The following is a 21461-nucleotide window of genomic DNA, read 5'->3' on the forward strand; positions in this document are numbered from 1 at the left end:
TGAGTGAAAAAACTTAAAGTTTTTTCAGTGCTGCTTTCATTCCAATTGATTGAATCGTGTCTACATAGGTCACGACGAGGTTTTCTAAATTCGGGAGTTCGGTTAAATCAACATCCCAATGTTGTTGCAGACCGAGAAAATCCCGGACCGGTGCTGCATGGCTACCCGTGGTTGTCCGCCACGTTTTGAAATGGTCTAACAAATGTTCATCGTCATTGAGCGGGATATCATCCCCGTCACGCCGGCCCAGATAGAAGCAGTAAAGAGCGGCGAGACTAAAGCTGAGAAACTTCGGTGCGGTTCCCCGGCTCTTGGTATAAGTGATCAGCTGCGGCAGGAGCCGGGTTTTAAATTTCGTCAGTGAATTAAGCGCAATCGAAATCAAATAATGTTTGATATAAGGATTTCTAAAGCGGTCCAGAACACTCTCTTTGAATGCCTGAAGTTCTTCTTCGCTCATCGATAAGGACGGAATCACTTCGTCATTGAGCAGTTCATCGAGAAATGTGGCCACATCCTCGTCCTGCATGGCTTGACCGACGGTATCTAAACCAGACAAGTAAGCCACCGGCACCATCGCGGTATGCGCACCATTCAAAATCCCGACTTTGCGTTCTTTATAAGGCTTGATGTTGTCAACAATCTTAATATTGAGCGGACACTGATCCAATTTTAGCCTGTCGTTAAGCCATTGCGGGCCCTGAATCACAAACAAGTAGTAGTATTCTGCTGCCACAAGAAACTTATCTTGATAGCCAAGGGTGGTTTCGAGTGCATCAATCTCATCTCTTGGATAGCCGGTAACGATTCTATCAACAAGCGTTGAACAAAATGTATTGGCGGTCAAGATCCAATTGGTAAAACCGTCTTCAAGCTTCCAAAGTCGGGCATATTTGAGCACCATTTCTTTGAGCTTCTCGCCGTTGTCGTCAATCAGTTCACACGGCAGTAAGATCAGTCCTTTGTCCTGTGCGCCTTCAAAGTGCTGATAACGACGGAATAAAAACTGGGTTAACTTGGCCGGAAAAGTTTTCGGCGGAAAAGCATCAACGCGATCCTGTGCATCGAATGCAATGCCTGCTTCCGTGGTGTTAGACACCACCCACGCTAACTCGGGGTTTTCGGCAATTTGCAGCACTTGTTCATATTCGCCGTAAGCCAGCACTTCGCGGTTGACTGAGGTGACAATCCGCGGCTGCGAGACACTGTCTCCGGCTTCATTGATGCCGCGGATCAACGCGGTATAAACCCCGCCCTGAGTATCCAGTTTAGGATGGCCGGCATCAATCGGTCTGACAACGGTCACACCGGCATTGAAGTCGGTTTGTTCATTGAGAAGATCAATTTGCCAATCGACAAATGCGCGTAAAAAATTACCTTCACCAAACTGAATGATTTTTTCAGGACGGCGGGGTTGGGTTGAGAGGTCTCTGCTCAGTAGCGTCATTTCATATCCCTAAATTATACGTAACTCTGTGTGTCGGACAGGCGTTATCGAATGCGTTAGGGAAAGTCTAAGGTCAGGTAAAAAAATTGTAACAGCAAAAAACCTTCAAACGTGTAAGTGATCATTCTTGTCTGTTTTTTATCTGTTTTTTATTCCGATTTTAATCATAGATTAGCCGTTAAAGACGGGGTGAACATGGAATTTGTTATTTTAAGCGCGCATTTTTTTAAGATGGGTTGTTTTTTATTTGCTTAAAATACAGGTCACAGAGTACACTCTATGCGTCGGACGGGGTCACTTAACAGGGATACCCATGAAAAAGTTCATTCAAATCAATCCAAGCGACAATGTCGTCGTTTGTCTCGACGCGATTCAGGCCCATCAGCAGCTTGATGTGGACGGCGTCATGATCACCGTTGCAGAAGATGTCGAACGGGGCAGTAAAGTGGCCATTCGATCAATTTCGCGTGGTGATAACATTATCAAATATGGCAGCCCGATTGGCGGGGCGACGGCTGATATTGAAGCCGGGCAGTGGGTACATACCCACAATATGAAGACCAATCTGTCGGATACCGATAGCTACCAATATCATCCTAAATTTGTGCCTGTGCCACTGCTGAGCACGCAAGAGCGCACCTTTCAGGGCTATGCGCGTGCCAATGGCGACGTGGCGATTCGTAACGAAATCTGGGTGATTCCGACCGTCGGTTGTGTCAATGGCATTGCGAGACAGGCGGTTGAGCGCTTCAAACAAAATCATCCGCAGTTGCAGTGTGACGGCGTCCATCTGTTTGCCCATAACTATGGTTGCTCACAGCTCGGTGACGACCATGAAAATACCCGTAGAATTCTGGCCAACATGGTTAAACACCCCAATGCCGGTGGTGTATTAGTCATTGGGCTGGGATGTGAGAACAATCAGATTGTCCCGTTTCAGGAGCTGGTCGGTGACGTCGATCCCGATCGGGTACGCTACATGGTGGCGCAAAACGAACGGGATGAAGTGGCTGCGGCGGTTGAACAGCTTACGCAAATCTATCAGACCGTCCGTCAGGATACCCGTACCGAGATGAGTATCGGCCGGTTACGCGTCGGGTTAGAGTGCGGCGGCTCGGACGGGTTATCCGGGATTACTGCGAACCCGATGCTCGGCGCGTTCTCTGATTATCTGATTCAGTTTGGCGGCACCTCGGTATTAACCGAAGTCCCGGAGATGTTCGGTGCCGAGCATATTCTTTTCGAACGGTGCATCGATGAAGCAACCTTCGATAAAGCTGTGGCGATGATTAACGGCTTTAAGCAATACTTTATTGCCCATGACCAGCCGATTTATGAGAACCCGTCACCGGGGAATAAAAAAGGCGGGATTTCTTCGCTGGAAGATAAATCGATGGGATGTACACAAAAAGCGGGCAATAGCCCGGTGATCGATGTGCTGGCCTATGGTGACACGCTATCTGTACCCGGTTTGAATCTGTTGAGTGCTCCGGGCAATGATGCGGTTGCCACATCGGCGCTGGCTGCGAGCGGGTGTCATATGGTGCTGTTTTCTACGGGGCGTGGTACGCCTTATGGCGGGTTTGTGCCGACCATGAAGATTGCCACCAACTCGGAACTGGCGGAGAAAAAACCGCATTGGATTGATTTCAATGCCGGATCTCTGGTCGAAGGGGTCACCATGCCTGAAATTCTCGACCAGTTTATTGAACGTGTGGTTGCGATTGCCAGTGGTGAGCCGGCTAACAACGAAAAGAATGATTTTCGTGAACTGGCGATCTTTAAATCCGGGGTGACGCTGTAGTTCTCGATACGATGGTTCTCGATACGATAGTTCTCAGATGCTGTCGTTCTCAAACACAGTCGTTCTCAGATACCGTTTTGCCCATTTCCTCCGGTAAAAGCGCCCGGCGATGTGAATGCATCTGCCGGGCGCACTGCCGATTGCGTTTAGGTAAAAGCGAATTCATCAATGAGTCCGTATCGTTTTTAATCAGGAGCCGCTTTTCATTAAGAGCGGCTTTTAATCAAGAACTGTTTTTAATCAAGAACTGCTCTCGGATGCGGCTTCGGCCGGGAGGGGATTTTGAAAAACATCACGACATTACCGGTCAGAATCAGTACTAAGCCAACCACGGCGCTTTGGGTCCAGACATAACCTTCAAACAGCGTTGAGATCGATAATGCCACTAGCGGGAATAAGATCGTCGCATAAGCAGCCGCGCCTGTCCCGATACGCCCACGGACAAGCACTTAAAGCAGATCGCAGAATCCGTGTGGGACAAGAGCCCGTACGGACTCAGTGTCGATGAACGGATTTTTGTCGATGATCCGCAAGTTACGACGCTGTACCGGCAGTTCTTATTGAATCTGAGCTGGAATGACACGGCAGATCGTCTGGCGCTGAGCGCCGCGACGACATTATTGTTAACCCATCTGGTACATCACTACACCCATTTTAAATGGCAGCCGGTTCAGGTCACCGGCGGGCTCGCACCATACCTGCTTGCCCGGGTGAAGGCCTATATTGAAGCCAATCTCAGTGCCGGCATCCAACTCGCTGATTTAGCGGCAGTGGTGAATTTAAGTGAATATCACTTTGCACGGATGTTTAAACAATCCGTCGGACTGGCTCCGCATCAATACGTGATGCAGCAGCGCTTACTGTTGGCAAAAACCTTGCTGAAAAACACGGATCTGTCTTTAGTCACCATCGCTTTGCAGTGTGGCTTCAGCTCATCGGGGCATTTTTCCAATCGGTTTAAACTGGCCAGCGGGTTTACTCCAAGCCAATACCGGCAGCGTTAGACCCGGCAAAAGTAAACTGCAACAGCGATTCCCTTGGGGGAACCGGTGATGTGTAGAAGAAGCCCCACAACAGCAGGGCGTTTACTTGACGTTTTAAGGATTTTTGTAAGTGTTGATGGTTTTTTAAGAGTTAATCGTTTTTTTGACCGGGTCGCGGGCTGCTATCCGTGCGCTGATTTCCGGTAATAATTGGGTGTGACTCGGCGTATCGTCCTGATCGAGCCAAATCAGCTCCCCGATATGCATCGGTTTTGCTTTTTGGGCTAATGTTTCCAGTTCAGGCAGATATTCAGCACCGGGATGGCCTTTTCGTCGGTAGGGTAAACGCTGTTTGTAACGTTCAACCACCGTCTCGGGCGACACCTGATTCCACACTTCGATCACATGATCAATATTGGCCGCATCCACATACCGGAGCAGTTCCTCTTTGGGACGGAAACCAAACCACGCATCGACTACATACACACAGGCGTCGGGAGCCTGAGCAATCGTGTCCCAGATGACTTGATAAGCCGCCTGACCAAGTCTGCGGTTGAGGTTGCGATCCACATCGTGATACAGCGCCATAAACGGCTCTTTGATGGTATCGATCGACAAATAGGGGCACGTCAGATAATCGGCGATGCGGTTTGCCGTCGTGCTTTTGCCTGAAGCCGGGATTCCATTCACAAGAATGACAGTTTTCATAGTAAATTCAGCACCTCTTCTTTGGTCGTCGCCTGTTTTAATCGTGCCCGGGTCTTGGCATCACCGAGTCGTTCAAAAATAGGCCGAAGACCTTGTTCAATATGACTGTGACCATCTAACGCACATAACATGATGATCAGATCCACTTCAGGGCTTGATTGAATGGTAATCGGATGTTTGAGGGTCACTAAACTAAAACCGAGCCGGTTGACACCGTCCTCCGGACGGGCATGGGGCAGTGCAAACCGTTCGTCTTCGAACACATAATAAGGGCCGGTTTCTTCGGTGGTCGATTTAATCGCATCTAAATAAGAGGGATCGATAAATTGATGCTCCAACAGTGGGCGAGCCGCAATATCGAGAGCCTCTTGCCAGTTTTGTACATCCACTTGTAACTGGATGGCATCGGCTTCTACTAAAAGCGCTTTCAGCATAAAGGTTTCCTTCTCAGAAATTTTTCCGCGCGGTATTTCTCAGCTCGTTCATTTTGTCAAACACATCGTCAACGCGACTTTGATAGGCCGGAACTTGCGAATAAATCGAGGCTGCCTGAGTATATTTAATCAACAGTTCTTGCCGCAGGGTGATATCATCGGGGGTTGCAGCATATTGTTGTTCCAGTTGCAAAATAGCTTGGTGAATGGCATCCGCTTCACTTGCAGTGACAACCGGGGGGGTGTGGCCAGCGAATAACTTTTTCAGGAATTGCATATAAGCCTCCTTCATTGCCCCGCCGCAGCGGGGCGCTGAATCGTGATTGAACGATGTCATGGAAATCCATGCGGTGATTGAAGTCTCGGTGATAAAGTCTCGGTGATAACGTCTGTCATCACATCTTTTTATCATTGAAACAGACGCATCTTCTCCGCAATGACCTCTCTGACCGCTTTGCGGGCCGGAATAAAGAACTTACGCACCGAGTCATCCACTTTGCCGCTGGAGAAGGTATCCTGACAGTGCTTCACCCACTGGACATTCATTTCCGTGCCGACATTGACCTTATCCATCCCGTGGCGGATGACGAAATGCATGTCTTCATCACTGACGCCTGTCCCGCCATGAAGAACCAGAGACTTATCGACCGCCTGATGGATTTCTGCCAATAATTCGTGCTGAATGTTGGTTTTGGCGGTGTAAGACCCGTGCACGGTGCCGATACTAACGGCCAGCATATCAACATCAGCCTCGCGGACAAACTGAGTCGCCTCTGCTACCGTAGTAAAAGCGATGTCACTGTCGGCGACCGCTTTACCGTCTTCCGCACCGCCTATGGCCCCGAGTTCTGCCTCGACCGTGGCATCGAACTGGCGGGCGTATTCCAGAATGATATTGGTATTGGCAATATTTTCCGCTAACGGTAAATGCGACCCATCGTACATCACGCTGCTGAACCCGCTGTCGATGGCTTTCTTAATGTCATCGAGATTTGAACAGTGATCCAGATGCAGGCAGGTGGGCACATCGTGTTTTTCCGCCAGGCTTTGAATCGAACTTACCAATAACTCCCGGCCTAAATATTCCGCCGTTCCCGTAGAGATTTGAATCATCAACGGGGCATTGGTATCGAGTGCTGCTTCGAAATAAGCGGGGAGCATTTCAAGACAGTGCAAGTTAAATGACCCCACTGCATGAAATCCGCGTTGTTGTGCAATGGGCAAGAGTTGTTTGAAATTAAGCAGTTTCATTAGCGATATCCTTTTTATCTTCAGAGCGAGAAAGCGATTTGTTGACGAAGTAGGTAATGGCGATCACAAAGACGATGAAGGTCACCACAAATCCCCAGTTGCCGTTGAAGGCGTTGCCGAGCAGCAAACCGGATGAGATAACATCGGAGTCACTGAAGGTCACACCGACAAACCCGTAGGTTTCAAGCAGTGGGATCAGAATGGCGGGTAAGAAAGTGATGAATAAGCCGTGGACGACACCACCGATAATGGCACCCCGTCGGCCGCCGATGGCATTACCGAAAATCCCGGCGGTTCCTCCGGCGAAGAAGTTGGTTAATAAGCCGGGCAGGATCATTGCCAGTCCGAACATCGGGAACAGCAGCATGCCAATCACGGTGCCCACGGTGGTGGACAAGAAGCCCAGAATCACGGCATTCGGTGCATAAGGGAACAGCACCGGGCAATCTAACGCAGGCTTGGCATTCGGCACCAAACGCATTGCAATGCCCTGAAATGCCGGTACCAACTCTTGCAGCAACAGGCGTACCCCGGAGTAGAGCACAAAGACCCCGGCAACAAACACCATTGCCTGCATGAATGCATACATCAGGTAATTCATACCGTTCGAGTATTTTGCAATATATTCCGGGCCTGCGGCGATTGCCGGGATGAGGTACATCGGGATCATCACCACCGCCATCGACAGGTAAGTATCATTCAAAAAAGAGAATGCTTTCGGCAGTTGAATGTCTTCGGTTGATTTGGAGTTTTTACCGACCACTTTCGCGACAGCAGCCTGAACCATATAACCAATGGTACAGAAGTGCCCCAGTGCAATACTGTCGTTGCCGGTGATACGACGCACCACAGGTTGCGCGATAGCGGGCATCGCCACCGCCATAATGCCGCCGAAAATCCCACCGGTCAGGATCAGGGGGAGTCCGGTTAATCCGGCTTTGTAGCCAATGACGGCACCAATGGTACTCATCCATAGCAACGCCTGACCGGTGAGAAAGATATATTTCCACGGTGTAAAGCGGGCGATCAGAATATTCGTCGCGAAGATCACCAGCAGGGTTAACGCGACCTCACTGCCTAATTGTTTATTAGCAACGCCCGCAATCGCGGCGACATCGGTAATATAGCCCGACATGCCGAATCCCGTGGTAAAAATTTGGTTCAGAAAAGTAAGGGTTTCGACAATAATATTAATCCCGGCCATCATCACTAAAAAACCCAGCATGGTTTTAAATGTGCCTTCAAATATTTTGCCGTAGGTTTTTTTCTGTAATATCAGACCAATCATGGCAATAAATGCAATGAGTATGGATGCCTGACCTAATAAGTCTTTTACAATAAATTCGAAAAAGGCGCTCATAATATGTGCTCCATTTTTAATTAATAGGGTGCCATAGCTTAATTTTTTATAATTAAGCTATGTTTGAGAGTGATATAAATAAAATGGGTTGAGAAATATGCTTTATGTAAAAAGAGCTTATTTATGTAAAAAGAACTTATTTAATTTCTCTTCCATTTCATGACTATCTGTAAACTTTTGGATCGTAATTATTTTTTCAGCATCCTCGGGCGAGGCGCTTGCTTTTATTGCGTCAGAGAATGACGTTGAGGTAATAATGGCATCCGGTTTTAGTGCTAAAACCTCGGATACCGTCGTATGATTTAAATTAAAGTCGATACCGATTTTTTCCAGGATGGGCTTCGCTGTCATTTCTAATGCAAAACTAGAGCCCAAACCACAACCGCACACACACCATATGTTATAAGTCATGAGCTAATCCCTCTTCATGTTCTACCTTGTTTCACGTTATGTTTTCATATAATTTCTAATTGTTTTGCGAGTTTAAAATAGTGACCTTCCTTATCAATTGTCCGGTTTTGCATGGTATTCAAATCAACCGGAATTGGTTTATTACTGGCATTAATAACAATGACTTTATTCGCCATGCCGCTCTTGATACAACGTACGACTTCGCTGGCAGCAATCGTACCCTGATAAATTTCTTCAGTGGTTGGATTTCCATTCCTTAAACCAAATCCTAATGTGGTTTTTCTGATTCTGATACCAATTAATGGTTCTAGTTGTTCTGCCACGGTATTAATTGCACCCTGAAATCCGGGGGTATATTCATGGGTGTAACTTTCGGCACATAAAATAATTACGCTATTTTGAATGGCTAATTTATCTTTCACCCGGCTGGCTAATTCTTCAATCGGAATCATATATTCAGGAATTAAGGCAAAATCAGCATTCGATTTGATGGCAGACTGAAGGGTTAATTCACCACAATATGCCCCGAGCACTTCAACCATAAAAACACGATTCGGCAATGCCCGGCCGGTATTTCTTAATTTGGTCACTTCATGTAAGACTTCTTCACAGGCGGTTGAAAACCCAATGGTATATTCAGAGCCTTCCAAATCATTATCAACCGTCATCCCGACACCGAAACAGTTGACGCCATACTCACTGAGTTTATGCAGAAACTTCATCGAGCCGTCACCACCGGCCAGAATCAGGACGGATATTTTTTCCTTCTTCAAACGTGTTGCGATCTGTTCATACTCTCTCGGGTTTAAATACCGCTCAGAACGGCCCGATGAAATAATCGGCATTGAAGAAATCGAGTAATCAATTAAATCGCGGTAGCTGATATCAATCTTGCTGCCGTTGAGCAACCCGTAGATACCGCCATTAAAAATCGTGATATCCGCACCGGATAGTCTAGCCACCTGAAAAATAAAGTTATTGATACCAGCGCCATCTCCGCCGCTAATCACGATACCAATTTTCATAGGATTCTCCTTATCTTGTTATGGTTTGATTATTAAACACTCAATAAAGCTTTGTTGTGATCAAGATCGACAAAAATTAGATCAAAAAATAATCTGTGAATAAAATCGATCTGGATCACTGCTATTTATTGTGATTTAAATCACGAAAATATCCCATTTGTTATTTAAATGTTAAATTTTGAAGGATGATGCATATGGGCAGAAGTATGGATTGATGAGGCTGAGTTTCTCCAAACAAGTACAACATATATCAAGTGGCGATCACTTTTACGACTTATGTATCCGATCAGGTGGTTATATTGTTGGACCATTTTAGAACTCTTCGGTTTACACTGATTCGTCAGTCATGGAACACACGCACTCTTTTGTTTACCCTACATCGCGCGATGTAGGCGCGTTTGAGGCGCTGGAAGCTGCGGCGGTGGCACTTGTTTTCCATCGGGAATCGCCCGGCAAAGGCCGGGTCTTGCTTTTTTGGGGCGTAATGACCGGGATGAATGAACCAAAAAGGCGAACCGATATCATGTTTTGGTAGTTTTTGGGGACGTTGGCTGATGCGCTGTATTTGATGGATTATTTATTTTAATCAGCATCTTATGTTGACTGTTATCTCCTTTAGTGTTCATCAATTGTCCTGAGTTATGGACACTATTTAGTATTGTGACCACATCAATATTTTCTTATCTTGAAACTCACAGAGTCTCCACCGCTCCGAAACCGAAGACGAAATAGCATAGATTGAACGATGAATCATGGATTGATAACCAAAGGTAAAAATTGAAATGATTACCTCACGACAACATAAATTATTACGTTTTCTGCTCCAACAGCGAGAGTATGTCACCTTATTCAATTTGGCAGAGCAATTTGACGTCTCGAAAAAAACAATCCAGCGTGATCTGAATATGATTGAGGATTACTTAGCGGGTTCGAACGTTCAGGTGGATAAAAAAGTCGGGGCAGGGGTTTTGCTGTTGGCCGACAATACCGCAGACCTCTTGCAACTGGAACTACAACTCAATGGTGAGAGTGAAGATTCAGACAACATGATGGGGCACGCCCGCCGGATAAAAATTGTGTCCTGGCTATTGAGTGAGACCCCCAAAGAAACGTCAATCAACAAGCTGTCAGAACGTTTTTATATCAGTAATGCCTCTGTCGTGAATGATCTGAGAATGATTGAAGATTGGATAACGCCGCTTGGGTTACAGTTGATTCGCAGTCAAAGCGGTACCCGGATTCAAGGGGATGAAAATCATGTCCGTCAGGCGATGGCTGCCTTGATCAACGGCTTAATCAACCATCAGGAGCTTGGTCTTGTCAACCATTCAAGACTGGACTCGGGGAGCTATAAAGCGCTGGTTCAGTATTTCGGTCACGATGAAGTCGCCTTTGTTCAGGGGCTGCTGCAAGACATGGAACAAGAACTGGCCTACCCATTAGGTGAAGCGTACTACATCAACCTATTTACCCATATTTTGATTATGATGCATCGCCGTACCAGAGGAAATTTACTCGATCAACCTGAGCCTGTCTCCCGCCAACCCTTGGCGGACACTGTGTTTCTCGTCGCCGAAAGCATGGTCGAAAAAATTGAGCAATACATTGCTTTACCGCTACCCGATGATGAAGTGTGGTTTATTTACCAGTACATTATTTCATCGGGTGTATTAGTCGTTGAAAATCACAACAGCCAGAAGTTGCACTCAGAATTATTCAGCGATGAGGCGCGTGAGATTACATCGGATTTAGTGACGCACTTTTCACAGCTCATCAATATCGATCTGAGTCAGGACAGCCAGTTGTATGACGGCTTGGTCGTGCATATCCGTCCCCTGATGAATCGACTGCATTATCAGATTAATATTCGCAACCCTTTGCTGGAGGATATTAAAAATGAGCTGGTGGATGTCTATCACTTAACCCGGATTGCGATAGAAAATGTCTTGCGCTATCGCCTTAAACAAGACGGCCTTGAACAGGAAAACATTGAACAAGAAGGCATTGAAAAACAAGCGATTAAGCAAACAGCGACGCAACATAAAGTGTCTGATGATGAAGTGGGGTATCTGGCGGTTCACTTTCAGGCAGCGATTGAACGCCAGATCACCCACAAGCGTGTTCTGTTGGTGTGCTCTACCGGAATCGGCACATCACATTTGCTGAAAAGCCGGATTCTGCGTGCATTTCCTGATTGGGAGATTGTTGCCGCGGTGCCCGTCGGGAATGTGCAGCGAGTGAACCAGCAGATGCAGCCCGACCTGATTATTTCTACGGTTCATGTGTCAGAGGTCGAGACGCCGGTCGTCTATGTCACCGCATTTCTGAATGATGCCGATATCCAGCGGATTACGGAAAAGCTCATTACAGAGAAACTACAGCAAGCCAGCGATGCGTACGCGGTGAAGCAAGCTTGATTTCATGTTAACGGGGAACATCAATGGATATTTCATCAGTGCTGAAGACGCAACATATCAAATTAAAGATGAGCGCCAGAACCAAAGCAGAGGCCATTGAAGAATTAACCGATGTATTGGTGCAGGGGGGCTGTGTGAGCGACAAAGCTCAGTTTCTTCGGGATGTCTGGCAACGAGAGGCGCAAGGAACCACCGGATTTGAAAATCATATCGCCCTGCCGCATGGCACATCTTCGGCGGTCAGCCAAACCGCATTGGCGATTGGGCGACCGCCGCAGGGCATTGACTGGCAAGTTGACGATGGCAGCGATATTCGTTGCATTATTTTATATGCCATTTGTTCGGATGCGCCTAATACGGAGCATCTCCGGTTATTAACTCAGGTTTCATGTGCATTGGCAGATGAGGGGATCATTGCGCAATTACTCGCAGAAAATGAACCTCACAATATCATCGCAATGTTGAATCAACCGTTGTGAGTCACCGATAAAATGAGTCGGTATGTTTTTATTTTCTCATCTTGGCAGTGTTCATCAATTGTCCTGAATGATGGACACTATTTAGTATTGTGACCCGGGGTGATTTTTCTTATCGTTATTATCATCGAGGACAGCCGAATAATAATGACCAGATAGTTTGAGCAGCGAATTTGATTTTATCTGATGATTGATTGGGTTTCGGGCAAGGTGATTGGGTGAGGTCTCAAATCGTTTATTCAATATTAAAGAATAATCGCATGACAGCACTTTTTTATGCCGGAATTTTCATGACAGAATTTTTATTAAAGATGTCTCTCATTACAGTAATTTTTATGACAGAAAGTGATATCCGGTCAGTGATACACAAACTGTTTCTCAATTTTCATTCAATATTAACAAAGGTGGTTTATGGATATTTCGACAGTGCTGAAGGCGAAACATATTAAATTAAATATGCTCGCCAGAACCAAGGAAGAGGCCATTGAAGAATTAACCGATTTATTAGTGCAGGATGGCTCTGTCAGCGACAAAGCGCAGTTTCTTCGGGATGTCTGGTTACGGGAAGAACAAAGTTCAACCGGATTTGAAAACCATGTTGCGATCCCGCATGGCAAGTCTTCAGCGGTGACTCATACCACACTGGCTATCGGTCGCACTCAGCATGAGATCCCTTGGGAAACCATGGACGGGAGCGATATTCGTTGTGTGATTTTATTTGCTGTGCGTTTAGCGGATCAGGACACGATGCATATCCGGTTATTAACACAAGTTTCAAGCGCATTAGCCGACGAGGAGATTATCGCGCAATTACTGGCAGAAAATGATCCGGAAAATATGATTAAAATTTTTAATACACAACATGAAGTGAATGCTTAAGTTGAACGTCCACTCATTTTATTTCTCATCGCAGAAATAAAACACTGAATGAATTATCGAGGGTGATTATGAATATTGTTGGTATTTCAGCCTGTACGGTAGGGATTGCACATACCTATATTGCACAGAAAAAGATTGAAATCGCAGCCCAGAAAGCGGGCCATCATGCAAAAATTGAAACGCAGGGCACGATTGGGATTGAGAATGCATTAACAGCAGAGGACATTGCCCAAGCCGATATTGTTTTACTGGCGGCTGATGTTCAGGTCTCCGGAGAAGAACGATTCGCCGGGAAAAAAGTCGTCAAAGTGCCGACAGAAATGGCGGTGAAGTCACCCAATAAACTGATAGAAAAACTACAAGAAATCGTCTTAAGCAGTCAAGCACAATAAAAATAACAGCGATTGATTTATCCATTACATCCCACATGAAATAGAAGGTGCTATATATGAGCATGAAAGAAATATGGAAAGCAGCCAATCCGAAAGGGCATCTGCTCACCGCTATATCATTTTTAATTCCCATTGTTTGCGGTGCTGGTTTTATTATTTCCATCGGTTTATCGCTGGGCGGGACCGTTCAAGACACACTGGTTCCCGGGCAATTTGATGTGTGGGGCGTTCTCGCCACCGTCGGCGCCAAGGCGCTCGGTCTGTTGCCGGTTGTGATTGCCTGCGGGATCGCCGGTTCGATTGCCGGTAAACCGGGTGTCGCACCGGGTTTTGTGGTCGGGCTCGCAGCGAATGCGATTTCTGCCGGTTTTATTGGCGGGATTCTTGGTGGTTACATGGCGGGCTATCTGGCTCTTGCCATCATTAAACATGTCAAGGTGCCTAATTGGGCGAAAGGATTAATGCCGACTTTGATTGTGCCTTTCTTTGCCTCGCTCATCAGTGCGCTGGTTATGGTCTATATCATCGGTACTCCCGTGGGGGTTTTTACCGAGGTGCTGACCTCTTTCTTAAAAAGTATGAGCACTTCATCGAACTTGGTATTAGGCGCGGTGATTGGTGCGCTGTGTATTATTGACTTTGGCGGGCCGATTAATAAAACATGTTTTGCCTTTGTATTAACGCTTCAGGCGCAGGGGATTAATGAACCGATTACCGCCCTCCAGTTGGTTAATACAGCCACACCGGTTGGTTTTGGTCTGGCTTATTTTATTGCCAAACTGCTGCGTAAAAATATTTATAACTACGAGGAAATCGAAACCCTTAAATCTGCGGTTCCAATGGGCGTGGTTAATATAGTGGAAGGCGCGATTCCGATTGTGATGAACGATATTGCCCGCGGGATTACTGCGGCAGCGATTGGCGGTGCCTGTGGTGGAGCGATTACTCTGGTGTATGGCGCTGATGCGACTGTCCCTTTTGGGGGGATCTTTATGCTGCCCACCATGTCGAACCCGATGGCCGGACTGATGGCTTTAGTCGTCAATATTCTCGTGACCGGTACGGTTTATGCGCTGATTAAAAAAGATGTCCCGATGGATGTCATCGCAGATAATGACGAAGAAGAGCTCAATTTAGATGATATTAAAATTAACTAGTGCTCTCTTGGTAAAATAGCAATGAATAATATAGTGCTTTAAATAGACTCAGTATCAAATTCAAATATTGAAATCATCCATATAAATAATGGCGTGAATTATATAACTTTCGCCTCGTTATTGAATGGTGAGGGTTTGTTATTGCTATTTGATCTATCTTTTCACCAAAGAACGGAATTTGAAAATATGAGTGAACATATACATATTTCTCCATCGTTAATGACTATGGACCTTGATCAATTTAAAGAGCAAATTACTTTTTTAAACGATCACGTTGATTCATTTCATATTGATATTATGGATGGACATTTTGTCCCGAACTTAAGTTTATCGCCGTGGTTTATTGAACAGACCCGTAAACTGAGCAATAAACCGATGTCCGCCCATTTGATGGTTACTGACCCGGCATTCTGGGTGCAGCAACTGATCAATATCAAATGTGAATTCATCTGTATGCCGGCAGAAAACACCAATGGCACTGCCTTTCGTCTGATTGACCAAATTCATGCTGCCGGGCTCAAGGCCGGTGTGGTGTTAAACCCCGAGACGCCGGTAAGCGCGATTCTGCCGTATATCGATCTGCTTGATAAAGTCACCATCATGACCGTTGACCCGGGATTTGCCGGGCAACGATTCTTGGTCAAGATGCTCGATAAAATTACCGAGTTAAGACAGTTGCGTGATGCGCATGACTACCACTATCTGATTGAAATGGATGGCTCAACCAATAAAGAGCACTGGCAAGTGATCCATGCTGCCAAACCCGATATTTACGTGATTGGGCGCAGCGGGCTGTTCAATTTGACGGATCATATTGAAAGTTCATGGTTCCAAATGGTGGCTGAGTTTGAACAAGCGACGGGGGAAACGTTTCGTTAGTTTGGTTCAAGTCAGTGGTGGCCGGGCTGTGGGGCGATGAACACACAGCCCGGACCGATTTTTTATTGGGCGCTCTTATCATTGACGCGGCGAATTTCTATTTCCGCGGCATGTGTGTGACTAGTAATCATCTTCATTTTATTATTTCCAAACTTGATGTCTTTCTTGGTTGATTTAAAGCGCTGAAAATCGCTACTTTCCCAGTGATTGTTGTAATCAAAAGCATCGACAACCACCGTTGAAGTATCACCATCTTTTTCTCGATAAATTAATTTATCTGCTCTTTTGGACAATTCCCAAGTACCCGTAGCCGTTGTGTAGGTTTCATTCGCCGTCATCGGTTTTAATGGGCGAGCGAGCATCATGGTAAATATCGGGACGATTTTTTCTTCGCCTAAATGTAATTTAATTTCTTCATGAGGCGAGTAGGGATTGTTTGCAACCGTCATTGACTTAAGGGGCAGTTGATATTTGGAAGTCAGCCCAAACATACCTTCTGGCAAGTTCGCATCTTTTCCGAGAGTAAAGGAAAAACCTTTCACCTTTTTGAGCGCTTTTAGCGCTGCTGAAAATTCTGACTCACCTTCTTTTGTTGTACGAACCGAAGCATATGAGCTTTCAAGTTCTACGTTATCATTGCGCGTATCGAATATCACCGTGTGAGAGAGAAATGAATACTCATAGTGAATATCAACCAATTCAAACCGATAACTATCCCCTTGATGAGTTAGGTTCCATTCACTATAACTTCTAATCTCCGTGGGAGAATTGTTGGATGGTGACAACATAGGCACCATACGTGAACTGGTAGTATTCGTCTGCGTCAAAGAAATCTGATATGTGCCATCAGGAATATAGTCAAAGTAAACGGGTTCATCAATCTGTTTGACGGCTGATTTGACTGGCTCATTTTTTTGATCATCATTACAACCTAATATCACCACTGAAAATGATGCAATCAGAATAAAAAAGTACGATCTCATGATTATTTCTCTCAAAATAGAATTTGTGTTGTTTTCTTATATGCCCGCTACAGGCGTAAAAACATATGGGATATTTTAACGAAGCGGCACTGCCTGAGAATTTGTGCTAGCGAGCCGGCGAGTGACTATAGCAAATTGTTATGTGTGTTCTCTAGTTTGGGGGATGATTACAAGGGGACATTCTTGGAATGCGATTATATAACCACTAAGAATTTCATTGTGTGTAGCCCAATTGCATTGAGCTAAACGAGAGCAATTTTACTTAATTGGTATTCCACTACAAAACGACTAGGGTGCTATCCTCCCGCGACAAACCCGTTCCGTCATCTCCCGTAATTTGTCCACTTCACTTTGTAAATATGTCAGCTCTTCGGCGGTGATTTCGTAATGTTCGGAATAGCGGGCATCGATGTAGGCGCGTTTGAGGCGCTGGAAGCTGCGGCGGTGGAACTTGTTTTCCATCGGGAACAGTTCGGCAAAGGCCGGATCTTGCTGGGCGCACATCGAGCGCAGGCTTTCAATATTGTGGGTTTTGGGCAGATAGTTGGTACACACCAACAGGGTGCAGGCGAACAGGCGTTCGGTGGCCTGATGAAGCTCAAAAGCAGCGATCGGATAATCTTCACGTTCAATACAGTGGCCGTAATTGAGGTAAAACGATTCTGCATTAGCAAACCAACGTTTAAAGTGTTTTGCTGCAATCGAACGTGATTCTTCCTCACTTAAATTCCCCGGCATGGGCAGTTCCCGCTTATCGGCGCTGAACAGTTCAATACCCTGTTCCCGAATATCTTTAAAGAAGTAGTGACCTTGCTGGAGTTGCTGATGGACTTCATTGAGCGTGTGGACGATCAAGCCGAGCGGAGCGGAGTTAACCCGACGGGCGATCTGCTCTTCGGCACTGTGCCACACCGCGTACTCTTCGACCAATGACGAGCGGTTGACGATCACCAGAATATCGTAGTCGCTGATATAACCGTTGGGGCGGTCACTGACCCATGTGCCTTTGGCATGGCTGCCAAACAGGATAATTTTGAGGATCCGAAACTCAGCTTTACTGCCGTTTTTGTTGCGTAAGAAATCATCCAGCGTATCGCGTAATACGGTGGTGATGGTGTGAAGTTCTTGTTGCTTCCGCTCCGGGAGGTGGTCGAGTGCTGTTTTCATCGCGGTTATCCTACTATGAGCCGGAGGGAAAACAAACCGTTACCGCATCGTTCGGTGTTGTTTTTGTTGATGATTTGCGGTTTTGTCATGGTGATACCCGGCTGTGATTTGATGTCGGTATCGTGAGCGATTTTGGTGGCGGTGGCGATATACGCAGGGGCACTTTGCGACACAATTCAGGAAAAATCATACTTTTCTAATGCTTGTGGGGAAGATATTGCGCTAATATTTTGCACTACTACACTACGTAAGACCATGGGAATAAAAAGCATACCCACCACAGCCAGTGTAGCCACATCATCAGATCCATTTTATACCCACGCTTGATAGAACGGTGAACAATAAGTGGGTAGATCATTGTGTACATGAAAAATATACCCGCAGCACTCATGCCTGAAATTACGAGAAAGCCCCGGTCTTCCAAATACCAACGAGGATTTTTGGCTAGTTTACGAACCAATACCTGAATATGCTCTCTATCGCCAAAACTGTAACGCAAGCTACAGATAAATATGACTATCATCCAGACAAGGGCATAAATACCGATACCACGCAAAATAATCTCATACATAACGGGCTACTTCATAAGTTCTACAATGACAGCGTATGAAAAAACCATCCACCACAGCCAGTGTAACCACATCATAATATCCAATTTATAACCACGCTTTACAGAACGACGGACAACGAAAGGGTAAATAAAACTATAGATTGCTAAGAGTCCGCCAGCGCTGATCCCTGAGATCATGATGAAACCTTTATCTTCTAGGTACCAACTCGGGTTTCTTGCCAGCTTACGAACTAATGTCTGTACATGTTTTCTATCTCCAAAACTATAACGTAGGCTACAGATAAAGAAGACTATCATCCAGACCATACCAAACAAACCAAGGCATCTTGAAATTACTTCATTCATAATAATTATTATTTCTAACTAGTTAAAATTACTTGGAATACCAAAATCACTAAAGATACTTTTGTTGATATAGGATTCGATCTCATTGGGGATATCATCCATAAATTTAGATTCAATATTATCAAGTAAGTCGCCAAATTTCATGGAGTCAAAGAAAGAGCCCATTCCCATTTTTCCAGCACCAGCACCTAGAATACCTACGCCTAACGCGGCCCCACCAACAACGATTAAGATAACTGGAGCCGAAGTAATACTGAACGCTATAACAATCGCTTCCCCAGCAATCGCACCTGCTGTCCCTGCGACCCAACCACCAGCAACGCCACCAGTTTCAACCATTGTTGCCCTTGCACAATCACTCAATCCACCGGCTTCACATTGCTGCGTGACTGAATAGGTAGCACTGGCAATACTCAACCCGATGGACACTTTGCCTGCGTTTTCTGCGTATTTCACCCATTTTGATGTATTTGCGAGATGTCTGCCAAGCTCCGGTACGCGTCCGCCTTCCAGAATTTCATCCGCATGGTGAATGAGTGATTTGGTTGAATGAATGCCGAGCTTTTCTTTCAATCCGGTATGGACGGGAAGGCTCAGCGTTCTCTGGGTGAGTTTATCCAGTTGTGAGTCGAGCAGGCCGGTTAATGCCTGACGTTGTTGGATAAATGCGTCCCGGGCGATATGTTTGCCTAAGAAACGAATATATAAACCATCCAGCTTTTGCAGGGTTGTAGCCACGTTTTCCAGATGTTTCTGCATTGCCGGGGCCAAAGTTCCTGTGGCGGCGCTGCTCCATGCAAAGGCATCGCTTGGTGCGCCTTGTTCGAACGCTTCACAGACTTTGCAATCCAGTGTTTCAAAGTAACGGTGATTCAGTTCGGCCTGTTCATCCGATAGTTCACCAATGGCTTCGCTGGCGATTTTCGCCTCTTCCTGTAATACCTTGAGTTTTTGTTGTTCTTGGTCTGATTGTGGCGCCTGACTGGCAAGTATCACCAGCTCTCCGGGGCGAACCGGGTCATTCAGATGACCGTTCAGTTGTTGCAGCATCGAGCGCACTTGCGGAGCGGTTTCATCCGCAAGTAAATCGTTCCACAAGCTGGCCTGAGACTGATGCTTTTCAACCATAGAAAAGCCCAAATCAAAAGCAACAGGTTCATCGGTAATACGCACCAGCGGAATATCTGCCGTGACCAGACTTTGATCATGAATTGCGATCACCTGAGTGCCGGAGAGATATTTTTCCTGATAGCGATACCAGCTATTGAGCGGCTGATTGTAATCCTGCGGGGATTGGGGTGGCATCGCACTGATCCGTTCCGGCACGACGGCGCTTTCTTGTTTCGTGCTGATATTCAGCACATCCCCGATTTTCAATGTCATCGGGTCTGCGTGATAAGCGGGATTCAGATTCAGCAATTCTTTAGCACTGAGTCCGTATTGTTGGGCGATCTCCGGCCACGATTCTCGCTTGTTACTTCCCGGAGCACGCTGCACCGTGTGGGTGGTCGGCTCTTCGGGCTGCTCTTGTTTCTGCTCTGCCGACTCCCGGCTCATGACCGGTTGACGGGTTGCATCCAGCAGGGCACGGATATCCAGATGAATCCCATGCTGTGCAATGGTGTCATCCAGATGATTCAGTTGCTCCAAGGTGATGGGGTGTTTCAGATAAACCAGTGACTGATGGTTGATCGCCACCCCGTTTATCTTCCAGAACACCAGTAAAGCCCGGTGACTGCACGGACAGCCTCTTGCGGTGTTCAGCACCCCTTCACGGGAAAGCGTGGCATAAAAGAGGCCTTCACCATCTTCCGGCAGACAATATTCCTGAACCAATTTGTTATCCCGGAAATGATACAGATACCCGGACGCCGGAAAACCAAGCCGTCCGCCGACCTGCACCGCAGGCTGGATAGGAATATAGGCATCACGAACCATCGCTGAACCAATGGGTTTTACCCGTACCGGATCTGGCAGACTGACGCCAAGCGGTGCGCTGTCACTGAAAGCATAGAGCCTTTTCTGCTCGTTATAGGCTGCGCGGTACACATAACGAGTGCCGTGTTCCGTCCGGTCTTGCTGTTGTGGCCCGGTTTTCACTTCTGCTTTTTTACCCTGTAGCACAAAGCCATAACGAAGCATCGACAGGCGGGATTCATCTGAGCAGGCGATTTCCAGCATATATTCATATTTTGAAGCAGGAACCTGATCGGCATTATCCGGGATGGTCGGCTCAGGAACATAAGGCGGCATCGGCTGAGCCGGATGCAGACTCCCTGAATAGCCAGTACCGGAACCTCCTCCGGCAGCATGACTTCCGCCACCTTTCTCTGATAGCGCAACGCGTTCCAGATAAGCTTGTTGTGCCAGTGGCTCCAGTTGAGTGGCAATGCGCGGATTGATTTGCCAGCGCTGGTGGTTCATTTGATCCTGAGCCGGGATCATCAACGGCTCTGAGGGGGTATCGTGCAGTAAAACCAGCTCACCGCTTTTTAACTCGGCCTGCAATTGTCTGAAACTCATGCCGGCGGGAAACGCTGTTTTTAAATCGGATTCTCTGAGGGAATCAAAATCACCTTCGACCTGACCAAATTCATAAGCCATCAGATCGGAAAGACGAACGACGTTGTAACTCATTGTTATTATTTTGTTGGGTTGCAATTAAATGGGGTGCATATATTACAGGAAATAGACAAAGATGGATCAGGTCATGAATGGTTGAGATTGTTTTTTTGCAAGCTCTGCCGTTTCCCCGGAGTAAGGAAAAACCGT

21 protein-coding genes are annotated in these 21461 nt (G+C 46.4%); 8 read left to right on the forward strand and 13 right to left on the reverse strand.

What is annotated here, in order from left to right:
• Positions 1-13: 13 nt before the first annotated feature.
• Complete coding sequence (locus tag OCV37_RS04270) at positions 14-1447, reverse strand: tagaturonate reductase (RefSeq protein ID WP_038182237.1); 1434 nt, start codon at positions 1445-1447, stop codon at positions 14-16.
• 313 nt (positions 1448-1760) lie between these two features.
• Here OCV37_RS04270 and OCV37_RS04275 point away from each other — a divergent pair, with 313 nt between their 5' ends.
• Positions 1761-3251, forward strand: coding sequence for a UxaA family hydrolase (locus tag OCV37_RS04275; protein ID WP_038182234.1), 1491 nt, complete (start codon positions 1761-1763; stop codon positions 3249-3251).
• Between the two features lie 236 nt (positions 3252-3487).
• Here the strand turns inward: OCV37_RS04275 and OCV37_RS04280 are convergent, their stop codons facing one another.
• Positions 3488-3700 carry a hypothetical protein gene (locus OCV37_RS04280; protein ID WP_038182231.1) on the reverse strand — a complete coding sequence of 71 codons (213 nt, stop codon included), beginning with the start codon at positions 3698-3700 and terminating at the stop codon, positions 3488-3490.
• 21 nt (positions 3701-3721) lie between these two features.
• Between OCV37_RS04280 and OCV37_RS04285 the strand changes: the two genes are divergently transcribed.
• On the forward strand, positions 3722-4255 hold the full coding sequence (locus OCV37_RS04285) for a helix-turn-helix domain-containing protein (protein WP_051680603.1): 534 nt from the start codon (positions 3722-3724) through the stop codon (positions 4253-4255).
• Between the two features lie 123 nt (positions 4256-4378).
• Here OCV37_RS04285 and OCV37_RS04290 read toward each other — a convergent pair whose 3' ends face one another.
• The 7 genes from OCV37_RS04290 to OCV37_RS04320 form a co-directional block, all read right to left on the reverse strand.
• Positions 4379-4942 (reverse strand): AAA family ATPase, encoded by a 564-nt coding sequence (locus OCV37_RS04290; RefSeq protein WP_051680602.1) that lies wholly within the window; start codon positions 4940-4942, stop codon positions 4379-4381.
• A complete protein-coding gene (locus OCV37_RS04295; RefSeq protein ID WP_038182228.1) occupies positions 4939-5376 on the reverse strand; it encodes a PTS sugar transporter subunit IIA in 438 nt (145 codons plus the stop codon). The genes OCV37_RS04290 and OCV37_RS04295 overlap by 4 nt, the downstream gene beginning before the upstream one ends.
• 13 nt (positions 5377-5389) lie before the next feature.
• Positions 5390-5653, reverse strand: a complete 264-nt coding sequence (locus tag OCV37_RS04300; RefSeq protein WP_051680597.1) for a hypothetical protein — start codon at positions 5651-5653, stop codon at positions 5390-5392.
• A gap of 131 nt (positions 5654-5784) precedes the next feature.
• Entirely contained in the window at positions 5785-6627 is an 843-nt protein-coding gene (locus OCV37_RS04305; RefSeq protein ID WP_038182226.1) for a class II fructose-bisphosphate aldolase, read from the reverse strand.
• Entirely contained in the window at positions 6614-7987 is a 1374-nt protein-coding gene (locus OCV37_RS04310; RefSeq protein WP_038182223.1) for a PTS sugar transporter subunit IIC, read from the reverse strand. Before OCV37_RS04310 ends, OCV37_RS04305 begins: the two co-directional genes overlap by 14 nt.
• A 117-nt stretch (positions 7988-8104) precedes the next feature.
• Entirely contained in the window at positions 8105-8398 is a 294-nt protein-coding gene (locus OCV37_RS04315; RefSeq protein WP_038182220.1) for a PTS sugar transporter subunit IIB, read from the reverse strand.
• A 44-nt stretch (positions 8399-8442) separates the two neighbouring features.
• Positions 8443-9423 carry a 6-phosphofructokinase gene (locus OCV37_RS04320; protein ID WP_038182217.1) on the reverse strand — a complete coding sequence of 327 codons (981 nt, stop codon included), beginning with the start codon at positions 9421-9423 and terminating at the stop codon, positions 8443-8445.
• Between the two features lie 782 nt (positions 9424-10205).
• Between OCV37_RS04320 and OCV37_RS04325 the strand changes: the two genes are divergently transcribed.
• The 6 genes from OCV37_RS04325 (at position 10206) to alsE (ending at position 15623) form a co-directional block, all read left to right on the forward strand.
• Positions 10206-11840 (forward strand): BglG family transcription antiterminator, encoded by a 1635-nt coding sequence (locus tag OCV37_RS04325; protein ID WP_211252067.1) that lies wholly within the window; start codon positions 10206-10208, stop codon positions 11838-11840.
• Between the two features lie 23 nt (positions 11841-11863).
• Complete coding sequence (locus OCV37_RS04330) at positions 11864-12319, forward strand: PTS sugar transporter subunit IIA (protein ID WP_038182207.1); 456 nt, start codon at positions 11864-11866, stop codon at positions 12317-12319.
• A gap of 408 nt (positions 12320-12727) precedes the next feature.
• On the forward strand, positions 12728-13195 hold the full coding sequence (locus OCV37_RS04335) for a PTS sugar transporter subunit IIA (protein ID WP_038182204.1): 468 nt from the start codon (positions 12728-12730) through the stop codon (positions 13193-13195).
• Between the two features lie 68 nt (positions 13196-13263).
• Positions 13264-13587: a PTS fructose transporter subunit IIB gene (locus OCV37_RS04340; RefSeq protein ID WP_038182201.1), complete on the forward strand. Its 324-nt coding sequence runs from the start codon at positions 13264-13266 to the stop codon at positions 13585-13587.
• A 56-nt stretch (positions 13588-13643) separates the two neighbouring features.
• Positions 13644-14744, forward strand: a complete 1101-nt coding sequence (locus tag OCV37_RS04345) for a PTS fructose transporter subunit IIC (RefSeq protein WP_038182198.1) — start codon at positions 13644-13646, stop codon at positions 14742-14744.
• Positions 14745-14930: 186 nt separating this feature from the next.
• Positions 14931-15623 (forward strand): D-allulose 6-phosphate 3-epimerase, encoded by a 693-nt coding sequence (gene alsE, locus OCV37_RS04350; protein WP_038182194.1) that lies wholly within the window; start codon positions 14931-14933, stop codon positions 15621-15623.
• 62 nt (positions 15624-15685) lie between these two features.
• On the opposite strand, the gene OCV37_RS04355 is transcribed toward alsE, so the two are convergent.
• From OCV37_RS04355 to OCV37_RS04370, 4 genes are all read right to left on the reverse strand, one after another.
• Positions 15686-16606: a hypothetical protein gene (locus OCV37_RS04355; RefSeq protein ID WP_038182192.1), complete on the reverse strand. Its 921-nt coding sequence runs from the start codon at positions 16604-16606 to the stop codon at positions 15686-15688.
• A 288-nt stretch (positions 16607-16894) separates the two neighbouring features.
• A complete protein-coding gene (locus OCV37_RS04360; RefSeq protein ID WP_038182189.1) occupies positions 16895-17773 on the reverse strand; it encodes a HEPN domain-containing protein in 879 nt (292 codons plus the stop codon).
• A gap of 238 nt (positions 17774-18011) precedes the next feature.
• Entirely contained in the window at positions 18012-18344 is a 333-nt protein-coding gene (locus OCV37_RS04365; protein WP_038182186.1) for a hypothetical protein, read from the reverse strand.
• Positions 18345-18707: 363 nt separating this feature from the next.
• Entirely contained in the window at positions 18708-21326 is a 2619-nt protein-coding gene (locus tag OCV37_RS04370) for an MIX and LysM peptidoglycan-binding domain-containing protein (RefSeq protein ID WP_038182180.1), read from the reverse strand.
• Positions 21327-21461: the final 135 nt, after the last annotated feature.

It is taken from the genome of Vibrio rhizosphaerae (assembly GCF_024347095.1).
Lineage (GTDB): Bacteria > Pseudomonadota > Gammaproteobacteria > Enterobacterales > Vibrionaceae > Vibrio > Vibrio rhizosphaerae.

What these genes read in the sequence shown, in the direction of transcription:
- OCV37_RS04270 (WP_038182237.1), bottom strand. Translation starts at nt 1,447, where the DNA reads ATGACGCTACTGAGCAGAGACCTCTCAACCCAACCCCGCCGTCCTGAA.
- OCV37_RS04275 (WP_038182234.1), top strand. Translation starts at nt 1,761, where the DNA reads ATGAAAAAGTTCATTCAAATCAATCCAAGCGACAATGTCGTCGTTTGT.
- OCV37_RS04290 (WP_051680602.1), bottom strand. Translation starts at nt 4,942, where the DNA reads ATGAAAACTGTCATTCTTGTGAATGGAATCCCGGCTTCAGGCAAAAGC.
- OCV37_RS04295 (WP_038182228.1), bottom strand. Translation starts at nt 5,376, where the DNA reads ATGCTGAAAGCGCTTTTAGTAGAAGCCGATGCCATCCAGTTACAAGTG.
- OCV37_RS04300 (WP_051680597.1), bottom strand. Translation starts at nt 5,653, where the DNA reads ATGCAATTCCTGAAAAAGTTATTCGCTGGCCACACCCCCCCGGTTGTC.
- OCV37_RS04305 (WP_038182226.1), bottom strand. Translation starts at nt 6,627, where the DNA reads ATGAAACTGCTTAATTTCAAACAACTCTTGCCCATTGCACAACAACGC.
- OCV37_RS04310 (WP_038182223.1), bottom strand. Translation starts at nt 7,987, where the DNA reads ATGAGCGCCTTTTTCGAATTTATTGTAAAAGACTTATTAGGTCAGGCA.
- OCV37_RS04315 (WP_038182220.1), bottom strand. Translation starts at nt 8,398, where the DNA reads ATGACTTATAACATATGGTGTGTGTGCGGTTGTGGTTTGGGCTCTAGT.
- OCV37_RS04320 (WP_038182217.1), bottom strand. Translation starts at nt 9,423, where the DNA reads ATGAAAATTGGTATCGTGATTAGCGGCGGAGATGGCGCTGGTATCAAT.
- OCV37_RS04325 (WP_211252067.1), top strand. Translation starts at nt 10,206, where the DNA reads ATGATTACCTCACGACAACATAAATTATTACGTTTTCTGCTCCAACAG.
- OCV37_RS04330 (WP_038182207.1), top strand. Translation starts at nt 11,864, where the DNA reads ATGGATATTTCATCAGTGCTGAAGACGCAACATATCAAATTAAAGATG.
- OCV37_RS04335 (WP_038182204.1), top strand. Translation starts at nt 12,728, where the DNA reads ATGGATATTTCGACAGTGCTGAAGGCGAAACATATTAAATTAAATATG.
- OCV37_RS04340 (WP_038182201.1), top strand. Translation starts at nt 13,264, where the DNA reads ATGAATATTGTTGGTATTTCAGCCTGTACGGTAGGGATTGCACATACC.
- OCV37_RS04345 (WP_038182198.1), top strand. Translation starts at nt 13,644, where the DNA reads ATGAGCATGAAAGAAATATGGAAAGCAGCCAATCCGAAAGGGCATCTG.
- alsE (WP_038182194.1), top strand. Translation starts at nt 14,931, where the DNA reads ATGAGTGAACATATACATATTTCTCCATCGTTAATGACTATGGACCTT.
- OCV37_RS04355 (WP_038182192.1), bottom strand. Translation starts at nt 16,606, where the DNA reads ATGAGATCGTACTTTTTTATTCTGATTGCATCATTTTCAGTGGTGATA.
- OCV37_RS04360 (WP_038182189.1), bottom strand. Translation starts at nt 17,773, where the DNA reads ATGAAAACAGCACTCGACCACCTCCCGGAGCGGAAGCAACAAGAACTT.
- OCV37_RS04365 (WP_038182186.1), bottom strand. Translation starts at nt 18,344, where the DNA reads ATGTATGAGATTATTTTGCGTGGTATCGGTATTTATGCCCTTGTCTGG.
- OCV37_RS04370 (WP_038182180.1), bottom strand. Translation starts at nt 21,326, where the DNA reads ATGAGTTACAACGTCGTTCGTCTTTCCGATCTGATGGCTTATGAATTT.